The 13,551-nt window shown below is 64.8% G+C and carries 13 protein-coding genes; 2 read left to right on the top strand and 11 right to left on the bottom strand.

Translation table 11 applies throughout. The features are described 5' to 3' along the window. Positions 1-11 precede the first annotated feature (11 nt). Complete coding sequence (gene parC, locus AB4Z32_RS03985) at positions 12-2,345, top strand: DNA topoisomerase IV subunit A (protein WP_441934595.1); 2,334 nt, start codon at positions 12-14, stop codon at positions 2,343-2,345. 60 nt (positions 2,346-2,405) lie between these two features. On the opposite strand, the gene AB4Z32_RS03980 is transcribed toward parC, so the two are convergent. From AB4Z32_RS03980 to AB4Z32_RS03950, 7 genes are all read right to left on the bottom strand, one after another. Next, a complete protein-coding gene (locus AB4Z32_RS03980) occupies positions 2,406-3,155 on the bottom strand; it encodes a DsbC family protein (RefSeq protein WP_441934593.1) in 750 nt (249 codons plus the stop codon). 22 nt (positions 3,156-3,177) lie between these two features. Then, positions 3,178-3,954: a lipase secretion chaperone gene (locus AB4Z32_RS03975; RefSeq protein WP_441934591.1), complete on the bottom strand. Its 777-nt coding sequence runs from the start codon at positions 3,952-3,954 to the stop codon at positions 3,178-3,180. A gap of 4 nt (positions 3,955-3,958) precedes the next feature. Further along, positions 3,959-4,480 (bottom strand): nuclear transport factor 2 family protein, encoded by a 522-nt coding sequence (locus AB4Z32_RS03970; protein WP_441934589.1) that lies wholly within the window; start codon positions 4,478-4,480, stop codon positions 3,959-3,961. A 98-nt stretch (positions 4,481-4,578) separates the two neighbouring features. Then, a complete protein-coding gene (locus AB4Z32_RS03965) occupies positions 4,579-5,517 on the bottom strand; it encodes a hypothetical protein (RefSeq protein WP_441934587.1) in 939 nt (312 codons plus the stop codon). Between the two features lie 609 nt (positions 5,518-6,126). Then, positions 6,127-6,753 (bottom strand): hypothetical protein, encoded by a 627-nt coding sequence (locus AB4Z32_RS03960; protein ID WP_441934585.1) that lies wholly within the window; start codon positions 6,751-6,753, stop codon positions 6,127-6,129. A gap of 153 nt (positions 6,754-6,906) precedes the next feature. Continuing rightward, positions 6,907-7,494 (bottom strand): hypothetical protein, encoded by a 588-nt coding sequence (locus tag AB4Z32_RS03955; protein ID WP_441934583.1) that lies wholly within the window; start codon positions 7,492-7,494, stop codon positions 6,907-6,909. A 98-nt stretch (positions 7,495-7,592) separates the two neighbouring features. Further along, on the bottom strand, positions 7,593-9,017 hold the full coding sequence (locus AB4Z32_RS03950) for a M64 family metallopeptidase (RefSeq protein WP_441934581.1): 1,425 nt from the start codon (positions 9,015-9,017) through the stop codon (positions 7,593-7,595). A gap of 135 nt (positions 9,018-9,152) precedes the next feature. Between AB4Z32_RS03950 and AB4Z32_RS03945 the strand changes: the two genes are divergently transcribed. Then, positions 9,153-10,187 carry an alpha/beta fold hydrolase gene (locus tag AB4Z32_RS03945; protein ID WP_441934579.1) on the top strand — a complete coding sequence of 345 codons (1,035 nt, stop codon included), beginning with the start codon at positions 9,153-9,155 and terminating at the stop codon, positions 10,185-10,187. A 2-nt stretch (positions 10,188-10,189) separates the two neighbouring features. Here the strand turns inward: AB4Z32_RS03945 and AB4Z32_RS03940 are convergent, their stop codons facing one another. The 4 genes from AB4Z32_RS03940 to AB4Z32_RS03925 all read right to left on the bottom strand — a co-directional run bounded on the left by AB4Z32_RS03940 (position 10,190) and on the right by AB4Z32_RS03925 (position 13,418). Next, complete coding sequence (locus tag AB4Z32_RS03940) at positions 10,190-10,876, bottom strand: hypothetical protein (RefSeq protein ID WP_441934578.1); 687 nt, start codon at positions 10,874-10,876, stop codon at positions 10,190-10,192. Between the two features lie 61 nt (positions 10,877-10,937). Continuing rightward, positions 10,938-12,182 (bottom strand): cyanophycinase, encoded by a 1,245-nt coding sequence (locus AB4Z32_RS03935; RefSeq protein WP_441934576.1) that lies wholly within the window; start codon positions 12,180-12,182, stop codon positions 10,938-10,940. Between the two features lie 75 nt (positions 12,183-12,257). Further along, on the bottom strand, positions 12,258-12,701 hold the full coding sequence (locus AB4Z32_RS03930) for a GNAT family N-acetyltransferase (RefSeq protein WP_441934574.1): 444 nt from the start codon (positions 12,699-12,701) through the stop codon (positions 12,258-12,260). Positions 12,702-12,797: 96 nt separating this feature from the next. Beyond that, positions 12,798-13,418 carry a hypothetical protein gene (locus AB4Z32_RS03925; RefSeq protein WP_441934572.1) on the bottom strand — a complete coding sequence of 207 codons (621 nt, stop codon included), beginning with the start codon at positions 13,416-13,418 and terminating at the stop codon, positions 12,798-12,800. Positions 13,419-13,551 lie beyond the last annotated feature (133 nt).

Below are 13,551 nucleotides of genomic sequence, written 5' to 3'. Positions count from 1 at the left end.
ATAGATAGAACATGAGCCAAGCAAGCCTCTTCGAACAACAACACGAGCCGGCCGGCATTGATGCCGAAACGCTCACCCTTTCCACTTTCGCCGAGCGCGCCTACCTGGACTACGCGGTCTCGGTCGTCAAGGGCCGCGCGCTGCCGGACGTGTCCGACGGCCAGAAACCGGTCCAGCGCCGCATCCTCTACTCGATGAACGAACTGGGCCTGGGCCCGACGGCGAAGCCGCGCAAATCGGCGACCGTGGTCGGCGACGTGCTCGGTAAGCTCCACCCGCACGGCGACCAGTCCGTGTACGATGCGCTGGTGCGCATGGCCCAGGACTTCTCGCTGCGCTATCCGCTGATCGACGGCCAGGGCAACTTCGGCTCGCGCGACGGTGACGGCGCGGCGGCAATGCGCTACACCGAAGCGCGCCTGACGCCGGTATCGCGCCTGCTGCTCGACGAGATCGACATGGGCACGGTCGACTTCCAGCCGAACTACGACGGCTCCAGCGAAGAGCCGCGCACCCTGCCGGCCCGCCTGCCGATGCTGCTGCTGAACGGCGCCTCCGGCATCGCGGTCGGCATGGCCACCGAGATCCCCTCGCACAACCTGCGCGAAGTGGCGGCGGCCGCGGTGGCGATGATCCGCAACCCGAAGATCACCCACGCCGAGCTGATGACGCTGGTGCAGGGCCCCGACTACCCGGGCGGCGCCCAGATCATCACCCCGGCCTCGAACATCGCCGACATCTACACCACCGGCCGTGGCTCGCTGAAGGTACGCGCACGCTGGAAGATCGAGGAACTGGCGCGCGGCCAGTGGCAGGCGGTGGTCACCGAACTGCCCCCGGGCGTGTCGTCCCAGCGCGTGCTGGAAGAGATCGAAGAACTGACCAACCCGAAGATCAAGGCCGGCAAGAAGACCCTGCTGCCCGAGCAGCTGGCGCTGAAGCAGACCATCCTCGGCGCGCTGGATGCCGTGCGCGACGAATCGGGCCGCGAGGCCCCGGTGCGCCTGGTGTTCGAGCCGAAGTCGAAAAACCAGGACCAGGCCGAGTTCATGCTGATGCTGCTGGCGCATACCTCGCTGGAGACCTCGGCCCCGATCAACCTGGTGATGATCGGCGGCGACGGCCGTCCGCGCCAGAAGGGCCTGACCGAAATCCTGCAGGAGTGGATCGACTACCGCTTCGTGACGGTGCGCCGCCGCACCGAGTTCAAGCTCGGCAAGGTCAACGACCGCATCCACATCCTGGAAGGCCGCGAGACCGTCCTGCTGAACATCGACGAGGTCATCGCCATCATCCGCAACTCGGACGAGCCGAAGGCCGCGCTGATCGAGCGCTTCCGCCTGTCGGAGCGCCAGGCCGAGGACATCCTCGAGATCCGCCTGCGCCAGCTGGCGCGCCTGGAAGCGATCAAGATCCAGCAGGAGCTGGCCGAGCTGCGTGGCGAGAAGGAAAAGCTGGAAGACATCCTGAACAATCCGTCTTCCATGAAGCGCCTGATCATCCGCGAGATCGAAGCCGACTCGAAACAGTACGGCGACGACCGCCGCACCCTGATCGAGGAAGCGCAGAAGGCCGTGGCCGAACAGAAGATCGTCGACGAGCCGGTGACGGTGATCGTCTCCGAAAAGGGCTGGGTGCGCGCGCGCACCGGCATCGGCCACGATCCTGCGCAGTTCACCTTCAAGGCCGGCGATTCGCTCGGCTCCGCCTTCGAATGCCGCACCATCGACAACCTGCTGTGTATCGGCGACAACGGCAAGGCCTACTCCGTGCCGGTGGCGGCGCTGCCGGGTGCGCGCGGCGACGGCGTGCCCATCACGACCCTGGTCGACCTGTCGGGCGGCGGACGCATCCTCTACTACTTCGCCGGCAATGCCGAGACGCGCCTGCTGCTGTCGACCACCGCGGGCTTCGGCTTCATCGCCAAGGCCGGCGACATGGCGACCCGCCTGAAGGGCGGCAAGTCCTTCATCACGCTGGACGACGGCGCCGTGCCGCTGGCCCCGCGCGTGGTGCCGGATACCGCCGGCGCGGTGGCCTGCCTGTCCGAGAAAGGCCGCGTGCTGGTGTTCGGCATCGACGAGATGAAGGTGCTGACCAACGGCGGCCGCGGCGTGACCCTGATGGAGCTGGAACCGAAGGAAACCCTGCTCGCAGCCCAGCCGATCAACCAGAAAGGCCTGAACGTGATCGGCACCTGGGCCGGCGACAAGCCGCGCACCGTGGAGCTGTTCGCATCGGGCCTGGAGCCGCACTTCGGCAAGCGGGCACGCAAGGGCAAGCCGCTGTCGGCCAAGCTGAAGGCGAAAGACCTGTCGATGCGTACGACCGGCGACGGCCAATAAAAAAGTGACGCCCGTCGCTACCCCGGCGGGCGTCACGAACAGAATGGCATCCAACCGACTTTACGGTTTCGTAAGCTTGCGCAGGCGCGCTTCCAATGTCGCCGCGTCGAAGCCACTGCCGCTGCGCGATCCATCGGCAAAATAGATCGTCGGCGTGCCCTGCACGTGCAGCTTGCGGCCCAGTGCCAGCACCTGTTCCCCGGGCGCGATGCAGCCGGCCGGGGCGGCCGGCGGCGCCTTCGTTTCCAGCATCCACTGCTGCCAGGCCTGCGAGCGGTCGGTCGCGCACCAGATATTCTTGGACTTGGCCGCCGAGTCTTCCGACAGGATATTCAACAGGAAGGTATAGACGGTCACGTTGTCGATGCCGCGCAGCGTTTCGTGCAGCTTGCGGCAGTAAGGACAGTTCGGATCCTCGAACACCGCCATCACCCGCTCGCCATTGCCTTTCACGGTCTTGATCGCCATCTCCAGTGGCAGGTCGGCAAAATGGATCGCCGCCAGCTCGTCGGTGCGCGCGCGCGTCAGGTCCTGCAGCGTCCCCAGGTCGACCACCTTCCCGACGAACATGTAGCGCGCGTTCGCATCGGTATAGAAGATGTCGCCGCCGGTGCGGATCTCATACAGACCGCCATACGGCGTCCTCTCCACCACATCCACCTTCACGTTGTTGCCCATGCGCGGCTCCACTAGCTTGTGGACGCGCGCCTCGTCCGGCGTTTCGGTGTGCGGGCGGGCGGCTGCGTTTGCCGCTCCTGCGGCGAGCGCCATCGCCGCGGCGATTCTCGCCATCGTCGTCATCGTTTTCATCGTCTCCATTCCATCGCTTCCCTCATGTTCCGGCGCCGCCGCCCATGCCCGCGATGAGCTGCGCGGCGCAGAGCCGCGCGCCCTCCTCGCGGCGCTGCTCCAGCACGGCGCCGTGCAGGCGCCGTGCCTGCAGTTCGTTCGAATCCACTTCGGCCGACCCGGCCGGCGCGTGCATCCTGCGCCAGTCCGCCAGGGCGGTGTCGCAATCGGCATCCTCGGCCGCAAACCATGCCTGCGCCACGGCCGTGCCCAGCATCCGTTCGCGCAACTGCGTGCGCTGCCGCAGCCAGTCTTCCATCTGTCCGACCTGGGCAGCATCCAGGGCGCCCTCGCCGGGCGGCGCGATGCGCAGCTGCGCACGCAAGCCCTGCTCGGCATCCAGGTAGCGCAGGTAGTCGCCGACCAGGCCTTCCGCCTGCGCCAGCGCCGGCTGCTTCAGGCCTTGGCGCAGGTAGGCGCGCAGTTCGGCGGCGCCTGCCTGGCGTGCGCCGCCCTTGGTCTTCACGACGTAGGAATCGATCAGCTGCCGCAGCGGCAGGCCGATGATGAGGCGGCCGCCGGCATCCACCAGCGACGGCTCGCCCGGCGCCGCCTCGCGGGAGGCGCTGCCGGGGCTGGGCGCCGGCGCGGCAAGGGCGCCGGGGCCGATCGCGCCGTCCCAGGCCGATGCGGCGGCGGGCGCCGGCCTGGCGGGAGGCGCGTCGCCGCCCTGCAGCCAGAACGCCGCCGTCACCCCGATGAAAATGCCGGCCACACAGACCGTGCCGAATCCGAGTTTGCTGTCCAGCAGGAAGGCCATGGCGTCACATCTTCTTGCGCAGCGACTGGTCGCTGGGCGCGACCGCTCCCGGTACCATCGCGGCGCCAGCGCCGGCCGGCGCGGCGTAACGCACCGTCGCCTTCCACTCGCTGCCGCTGCGCTTCCAGGTGTCGACCACAAAAAAGGACTGTGGCGCGGTCCCGTCCGCGATCGTCCACAGGAAGCTGACCAGCATTACGTCGCCGTACTCGTGCACCGCCATCTGCTCGATCGACGACCTGGACACGGGCGCGCGCAGCGATTCGCGCAAGGCTTCGGCGCGCGCGGTCGGTACGCCCGGCGCGGCGGCGCTGCGGATTTCGAAGTCGTCCGCCAGCAGCCGGCCCAGGGCCTCGGCGTCGCGACGCTGCAGCGCCTCGAGCCAGGCGTTTTCGAGTTTGGTGAAAGTGAGGACGTTGCGCGTCGGCGTCACCGCCCCGCCGCGCCCGTTCGGGGCGACCTGGCCGGCCGCGAACGCGCCGCCGAAGGTGGCCAGCAGGCCCAGGAGAATCAGGAATCGTTTCATATGCCTCGACAGGAGAATGAAAAAGCTGGCGCCCACCAATGCCGCGGCGGGCGCCACATCGTCAGGATAGCGTCAGACCAGGTCCGACGCCGCCCTGCTTAGGGATAGTGCTGGACGCACTTCTGGGTGCTGGCGATCAGCCAGTTCTGCTGGATCAGGTACTTCATGGTGCCGAAAGTCTGGTTGTACTTGGCGCCGTTCGATGCCAGCGAGGTGGTGCCGAAGTTCCACGCGCACTTGTCGCCGTTTTCCTTGCCGTCGTAGCTCGAGTACCATGCGTTCAGGTTCGGATCGGTGACCGTTTCCTCCAGCTCGTGCGCCAGCACGCTGGCGGCGCCGTCCGCGCCCGGGGTGTTGTTCGGGCTCGGGCTGGTCGCGCCGCAGGCCGAGGCGCACTGGGTTTCAGCGTTGCCGACGAAGGCATACTTGATGTCCTTGCCGCCAATCGAGGTGTGGTCATGCCAGCCGCAGTACTGGGTGCAGAAGCCCGAAGTCGCGGTGGTCGAGTGGTCGGTCAGCACGACGTAGACGCCATTCGGATCGGATGGCAGCTTGCCCGAGGTGATCGCATCCGACACGATCGAGGCAATGTTCGCATCGGTCAACTGGGTGCCGTAGGTGCCGGTATTGGTGGTGCTGCCGGCCAGCGTCACGCTGTTCTGCACGTGCACGTTCGCGCTGTTGTAGTAGGTCGTGTTGATGTTGAAGTAGGGCGAACCGCCGATGTGCTGGCCGAGGTTGGTCAGCACGTTCTGCGATGCCGCATCCCACTGCGAGCCGTACCAGATGTAGTACATATTGGTCGGCGCCACCATCACCGGGCCGCCGTGCAGGGTCAGATTGGAAATGCTGGCGCTGCGCGAGGCACCGCCTGCCTGCCCGTTCGAGTGCTGCATCGCGACATTGTCCAGCTCCCCCCAGCCTTTGCCGGTCGGCTTGAACTGGGAATTCGGCGTTTCCTTGACGGTTTGTGCGTGAGCAGCGAAAGCACATGCCAGGCCTGCCGCGAGCAGGCTGAGTTGACGGCTGAATTGCATTTTTTCTCCGTTTCGATCTTTATTGAAATAATGGCGTCCCGGTTGGGACGGTCTCCAACCCCGCCAGCCAGGGCTGTTGGCCCTGGCCGTGACGGTTTATCCAAACGACAGGCCGACCTACGGACGTGCGCCGGCCTGGCGCTCGAATGCCTTGCAAACCCGCCTGGGTAAACAGGCGGATGCGCGAAACTTTGTGTGACGGAGGTGCTAGCGCGGCGGCAGCGGAACGTGCGCGCGCGAATGGGAAAGCGGAAGGGAAATGCGGTAAGGCCGAGCTGGGGAACGCAACACGATACGACTCCTCCTGTTGAACCGGCGACTGAAATGTTAAAAATCCAGTCTACGAGACAAGTGATGAGCTCGCAACAAGCGCAACATTACGGTTTTGTAATGTTGCAAAAAACAACAATCAAAATAAAATCTGATGTAAATCAATGTTGTAGATCAATGGAATCATGTATTCCGTTCACGCGTACGCGCGCAGCGTCTGACTTGCAGACGGGCAAATGTGAAATTTTAATGAAGGAAAGAACGCCGTCGCGGATGCGCCGGCGTAGGGTCGCGCCGCCCGGACCGGCGTCCGGACGGGGTCTGGCGGAGAATGAAGGATTACTTGGCCGCGTCCTTGTGCGCGTCAGCCACGGCCTTGGCGGTCTTCTCGGCAGCCTTGTTCTGTGCCTTGGCCTTGTCGGCATTCGCGTCCACGATCTTCTTCTGGGCCTTTTCGTCGGCCTTGATCATGGTTTCCTGCGCGTCGGCATGGGCTTCGGCGATTTTCTTCTCGGCCTTGGCCGATGCCTTGGCCTTGTGTTCCGGGTCGGCCTTCGTCACTTTGTCGTTGGCGTCGGCGATCTTCTTCTCAGCCTTGTGCTGGGCCTTGGCCTTTTTCTCGTTGGCCTTCTGGGTAGCCTTCGAGATCTTCTCGTCCTGCTTCGCGATTTCCTTGGATTCCTTCTCGTTCGCCTTGGCGATGTCCTTGTCGGCCTTGGCGTCGCCGGTCGAGGCGGCGGTCTGGCCCATGCCACTGGTGCCGTGGGCCGGCGAGGTGGTGCCGACCACGGTGGTGCCCGGTGCCGGGGTCACGCCGTTGGCGGTGGCCGGGGTCATGCCGGTAGCGGTGCTGGTGGCGGTGCTGTTGGTCGGGGTACCGGTCGAGCTGGTGCTCTGCGACTGGGTCTGAGCGTACACCGAGGTGGCGAACAGGCCGGCGATCAGGGTGGCGAGCAGTTTATTCATGGGGTTTCTCCTATTCCGTATATGGTGAGACGACGCAGTTGCGTCATGGCTTTTTATTAATTCGAGTTAACAGAATAGGCCTTGGGCCGTATTGACTCTGTACGACAGCGCACACAGCCCAAGGAAGTGTTGTTAAAGTTGTTACGAAAGATCTCAGCGGTTTTCGGTGTCGCCGCCAGCCTCTCGGTTGGCTGCCTTGCGCCTGGATTTTTCCTTGACCTCGGCGCGCTTCTCGCGGCCTGCCTCGACCGAATGCACGGTCTTCAGGCGCGAGCCCGGCGGCTCCTTGACCTTGGTCGTGTTCGACTTGCGGACTTCCATCTCGGCCTTGGTACCGGCCTTGCCGCGCCCGCCGGTCGCCTTGGCGTCCTTGGCCGTGCTGTTCGGCGCCGTCGTGTTGGTCGCCTGGGCGTTGACGTTGTCCGCCTTCTCCGGCGAGACGCCGATCACGGCGGTACTCTTGCTGGTGACCTGGCCGGCGCTGTTGACGCCTGCCGCCTGCTCGCCAGTAACGCCATGCGCGCTGCCGGTGGTCGCGGTACCGTCGGTGTGCAGGCCGGTGCCGGAGACGCCGGCAGCGGTCGAGTTATGGCCCGACACCGCCTGGCCGATCGGCGCCGTGTTGGCGCTGCTGCCGGCCTGCTCGCGCGGCTGGGGTTTGACTTGCGTCTGGGATTGAACCTGGGCCTGGGCGGATGCCGCCAGCAGGCCGCAGATGATGGTGGCGAGGAATGTTTTCATGTTGAGTCCCGTTGCTTTAGGTAAGCAACGAGCATAGGAGCCGGCGCCCCCGCCATCTGTTCGGCAGCGCACGATTCGGCGCGATGCCGCTCCAACGCTTATTTCGCCGGGCGCGCGTACAGGTCGATGATCTCGCTGATCCCGTCCTGGCACACCGGGCAGAACTGCTCGCTGCGGTCGAACATGATGCATTGCATGGCCGGACGGTAATAGCCGCTGGCCTCATAGTTCGCGCCCTCGAAGGCGCCGATCGCGTTGCGGTACTGCGCCTTCGAGAACAGTTCCTTCGTGTGCACCAGGTCTTCCCTGAACAGGGCGCTCATCTCGGATTCCGGACGGTTCGCCGCCCGCAGCGCCGCGCGCCGCTTCTGGTACTCGCGCGAATAGGCCTCGTACTCTTCCTTCGGCCACGGGGTCGGCAGCGGCGTGCCGGCCTGCACGTGTTTCTTCCATTTCAGCTTGCCCGGATCGCGCAAGGCGGTCGCGTTCGGCTCCCACGGCTCCATGCGCGCGCCGCTCGACTGGTAGGCCACCGGCGAGGTGTAGTACTCGTCGGCCAGGCCGGCGAAATGGTGGCCGAACTCGTGCACGAACAGGTAATTGGCCCAGTCGTTGCTGGCCGCCGCCGTGCTGAACTGGCCGAAGATCCCGCCACCGCCATAGGTGTCGTTGTTGACCAGGATCTCGATGAACTCGTAGGGCGCGTACTGGGCGATGTCGCGCAGCGCGCGGTTGTCCAGGGTCAGCACATAGCGCTCGCTGCCGAAGATGTCGTAGCGCGTGCCCAGCGCCGATGCGTGGTGCACGCCGGTCGAGGGCCGTGTGATGCCCGATTCCTGGGTCGGCACCGCCATCGCCCAGACGTTGAAGTCACTGGCGCGTTCCTTGAACGGCGACACTTCGAACAGGTGCTTCGACAGGCGCCGCGCATCGTCCTCGAACTTCTTCATGTCCTTCTGGGTATAGCCGTCTCCCAGGATCAGCAGGTCGACCTTCTGCGGCGACGGCCCGCTGACCTTGATCGGGATCGGTTTCGCCGGCGCCGGCGGCTGGCTGCGCACCACGTCCTGGGCCTTGGTATCGACCTCGACGCTCCACGCCACCGAAAACTCGTTGCGCTCGTCGCGCTTCAGGATGCGCACGGCTACCTTCCGGTCGGGCTGGGGAAAGCGCACCGATTCATGGAATCCACGGCTGAGCTTGTTCGCCTCCTCGGTCGTCTTCCATTCACCGAACACGGTGGAAAAGTCGCGCGAGTACAGCAGGTCGCCGGTCCTGGCATCGGCTACTTCGAGGCGGTTGTTGCCGCGATTGGTGTTGTCGAAGGGCTGGGACATGTCGCCCGGCCAGGGCAGCGGCTCGATCAGCACGCGCTCGATGGCGTATTGCTCGGACAGGGCGTTGCCGCTGTGGGTGTAGTCGAGGCGGACGGTGGCGGGTTGCTGGGCCGTGGCGGCGCCGGCGGCACTGCCGCAGGCGAGGGCAAACAGGGCGGACAGCAGACGTTTCGAAGCGGGGGACATGGTCTTCCTTGCAGCTGAGAATAATCGAATTGTAAACCTGTCTATCCACTGCGGCATGCCCTCCTGTCATTTAACGCAGGATGACCCGGCCCGATTTCTCGGCAAGAATAGCCAGCACGCTTACTGGAGAACACGATGCCGCGCCACTTCCTTGCCCTTGCCGCCCTCCCCTTGCTGTTCCTTCATCAGGCGGCCCATGCGCAAGCCTGCACCAGGCCCGGCCAGGCCATCGACGAAAAAGGCTTCGTGCCCATCGGCGGCATCGAACAATGGGTGAGGATCAAGGGCAGCAGCTGCGCCAACCCGATCGTCCTGATCGTGCACGGCGGGCCGGGCAATCCGACCACGCCGTGGGCCGACAATGTCTACAAGGGGTGGGAAAAGGACTTCACCATCGTCCAATGGGACCAGCGCGGTGCCGGCAAGACCTTCGGGCGCAATCCGATGAAGGATGAAGAGCCGCTGGTGGTCGAGCGCCTGCGCGACGACGGCGTCGAGGTGGCGCGCCATGCGGCGCGGCGCTTCGGCAAGCGGAAGGTGATCCTGATGGGCGGATCCTGGTCCTCGGTGCTGGGCGTGTATATGGCCAAGTCGAATCCGGAGATGTTCTGCGGTTTCGTCAGCAGCGCCCAGGTGGTCGGCAACGCGCTCTCGCAGCGCGGCAGCTACGACGCCACGCTGGCACTGGCGCGCGCGGCCGGGGATGCGGATTCGGTCGGCAAGCTGGATGCGATCGGGGCGCCGCCCTGGACCGACCCGCGCAGCCCCGGCATCATCCGCCGGATCATGCGCAAGTACGAAGCCCTGGGCACGGAGCCGGCGCCGAAGGCCTGGTGGACGCCGGACCCGGCATATGCGACGCCGAAGGACGAAGCCGATTACACGGCCGGCGAGGATTACTCATGGCTCCAGTTCGTCGGCCTGAAAGGCGACGGCATCTCGTCGAAGATCGATTTATACAAGCTGGGGCCGAAGTTCGCGCTGCCCGTCTACATGGTGCAGGGCGAGCAGGACCTGCTGACCATGCCGGAACCCAGCAAGCGCTACTTCGACTTCATCCAGGCCCCGCACAAGGAATACGTGCTGGTGCCGCGCGCCGGGCACGATCCGAATCCGCCGATGGTCGATGCCCAGTACCGGCTGCTGAAGAAGATCGGCGACTGCCGCTGAGATCAGCTTCCGGACTTGCCGGCGTGGCCGCTGTCGTTTTCGGCCACCACGGTTTTCAGCACCTTGTTCAGCGATGCCAGGTTGTTGTCGAGATTGTCGTAGGCCGCCACCATCCGCGCCGCCAGCTGGTAGATTTCCTGCGGCGTCGCCGTGCCCATCTCGGCCTTGCTGAAGATGTCCAGGAGACGCGGGGCATCGAGGAACATCAGTGCGCCGCTATAGGTGTAGGTGCTGGTGTCGCGGATCGCCCCGTAGGCGCCCGCATAATTTTCGAGCGCTTCGCGGGGCAGCCAGGTGACTGCCTGGTTGGCGACCGCCGCCTCCCATGCCTCGCGGTGCAGGGTGGGCGTGTCCAGGTCCAGGCGCATCATCTCCGCCCATTCTTTCTTGAAGCGTTGCATCAGTTCGGCATCGTCGGTCTTCGCGCGTATCCCCGCCAGCAGCTGGTCGCGCGCCTGGTGGAGTTGCTGCCGCTTCTTCTCGTTGTGCTCGAGCGCGGCATCCACTTCCTTGATCGTGCGGCGCAGCTCGGCGTTCATTTTGGCGCTGGCTTCATGCGCGAGGTGGCGGTGATGCATGGCCTCGAAGCCCTGCTCGAGCGCGAGCGCGGTCAGGATACTGATGACGATCATCACGTACTCGCCGCCGAACTCCTTGAATTTCTTCGCTTTGGGGACTTCGAAGTGCATAAAAAGTGATATGGAATAGATGACAAAGCAACAATCTATCCCAATATTTTCTTTTATGCAATTATTGCGGCGACTTGTATTGGTAGAGCGGCCGCCGGATCAGGATCGGCCGGATGTCGAGCCGCAGGTTGTAGATCGAGTAGGCATCGGTCGATGCCGACGAGTAGCCGACGCTGTCGGCGGCGCGGGTAAAGCGGAACTCGAAGCCGAGGTCGGGCTGGACGCCGTTCGGGCTGCCGAGCGTGATGCCGATGGCTTCCGGCTGGTCGCTGTCGATCAGCTTGCTCATCAGGTCGACGACGGTGGAGTTGCCGAGGATATCGGCGGTGAACAGGGGCTCGCGGTAATACGGCCGCGAGGGATCGAGCTTGCCGTCGGCCTTGTCTTCGGAGGGCGTGAATTCATGGGTGACGATGTTGAAGCGGTCGCCATTGTCGAGGTAGCTGACGCGGACGTTGCTGACGTTGAAGGCGCCCTCGCGCGCGTTGGCGGCGGACAGGTCGAGCACCAGCGCGCCTTTGTAGCCGATCACCTCGACGTCGCGGTTCGGCAACACCACCATGGCGGTGTCCTCGTCGATGCCCAGGCCCAGCTTGTAGCCCTTGGCCAGCATGGCCGGCAGCATGCGCGCGAAGCGGCCGCGCACCAGCAGGTGCTGGTCGATGAAGACGTCGTCGCCGACGAAGCCCAGCCCATCGGTGATTTCCTTGCCGTCCTCGATGCCCAGCTTGAGCGTGGCCAGCACGGCGCGCGGGCGGCCGAACATGGTGCTGCTCATGATGGCGGCGCCGGCGCTGGTGCCGGCGATCACGCCGCCGCGCCGGTACATGTCCCACAAGGCATCGAGCACGCGGGTATTGCTGCCGTCTTCATGACGCAGGGCGCTGGTGATGCGGATCTGGTCGCCGCCGGCGAAGAAGGCACCGCCCGCGGAACGCACCAGCTCGGCCAGCTTGGGATCGTCGGCGGCAGCATGGTAATCGCTGCCTGCCAGCTTGACGGCCACCGGCACGAAAAAGGCCTTGGCGCCATAGCTGTTGAGGCGGTCGACCAGGAACTTGCCGGATTTTTCGGGATAGCCCGAGGCTGAGGCGAACACGGCAATGCGCGCATCCTTGCCGCCGGCCAGTTGCAGTATGCGCTCCCAGACCGGGGCATTCGCCGGACGCAGGTTGCCGCCGATGATGACCAGCGATCCCTTCGGGGGCGTGGCGTTGGAGGCGGCGCTTGCATCGGCGGCCGATGCGAACTGGACGCTGGCGAAGGCCAGCATGACGACGACGACACGCAGTGCGAGCCTTAACATGGACTCCCTTCCAATCTTGACCGTTGGAACAATCGTAAGCCTGATTGCAGAGGCCCGGCGCCGTGTTGAGCCGTGTTAGGTCAGATAAATGTTCGGGGAGTAACGCTCCATCACGGTTTCCGGGCGTTGCGGCGCAGTGAAACCGAAGCGCTCATACAAGCTGTGCGAATCCGTGGTGTTGAGCGTGAAGCGGCGCAGGCCCTGCAGGCTCGGATGCTCCAACACGATGCGGAGCAGCTGCTTGGCATAGCCCCGCCCGCGGTACTCGGGAACCACGAAGACGTCGCAGAGGTTGGCGAAGGTCGCATAGTCCGTGACCACCCGCGCGAAGGCGATCTGACGGCCGTCGAGGTAGCCGCCGAAGCACAGCGAATTCTCGATCGAGCTCTCGACCACCTTGCGCGAGATGCCCACGGCCCAGGTCGAGTTTTCGCTGAGGTAGCGATAAATCATCGGCACGTCCAGGCGCGTGCGATCGGTACTGACCTGGAAACTGGAGTCGTTGGTAGTAGTAATCATGGGACGGCGTCGATCGGCAACTCTGGTAAAAAAACCAATTCTAGCGCCGTTCGCGCCGCCAGGGTCGATTCAGCCAATCGTGCGCTGCCCCATCGTTCAATGACTGCTGAGGTAGCGGTCCGGCAACGGCAAACGTTCGTCTTCCGCGCGCCACAGAACGTTCACGACCCACCAGCGCTTGCCATCGTTGTAGAGCTGGATGCTGTTGATGCCGCGCTGGAAAGGCTTGGCGTCGCCGGCCGCGTGGCGCGATTCATAGGTACTGAACACGTGCACGATCTGGCCGAAGGTCTCGGTCGTGCGCGCCGCTTCCCTTTCGAAAAAGCCCACGCTGGCGAAGGCCTTGGTATTGCGCGCGATATAGTCTTCGACACCCATGCCGCGCAGGACGAAGCTGCCGTCCGGGCGCGCGCCGACGGCCATCAGGCGGCCTTCCGGTGCGAACAGCGAACGCATGCGATCCCAGTCGCGCGGCTTGCCGGCCGGGCCGGAAATCACGTCGTACAGTGCGGCGACGATGCCGTCCACGCTCTCGACGTCGGCGCTGCGCGCCTGGTAATTCGACGCCGGCACGGCCGGGGTAGCAGGTGCTGCCGGTGCCGCCGCAGCAGCAGGGGGCGCCGGTGTTGCCGGGGTCGCCGCCGTCTGCGCCTTGGCGCTGTAAATGCCGCCGACCGCTACCGCGATCGCCACCGCCACGAGTGTCCAACGCTTCATGCCTGTCTCCTTATCGTTATCAACAGGCACATCATCCCGCATTTCTTTCCTAAAGTCATCGCCCCAGCGTTGGGGGAAGGATTGGGGAAGCAAAGCGGTGCACAGTTTATAATCAGGGATCCAAGGAACTCCC

It is taken from the genome of Massilia sp. 2TAF26, from assembly GCF_052115005.1.
In the GTDB taxonomy this organism is placed as follows: Bacteria; Pseudomonadota; Gammaproteobacteria; order Burkholderiales; family Burkholderiaceae_D; genus Telluria.
Note: the sequence above shows the minus strand (reverse complement) of the source record. Positions and strands in the feature narration are given on the sequence as shown.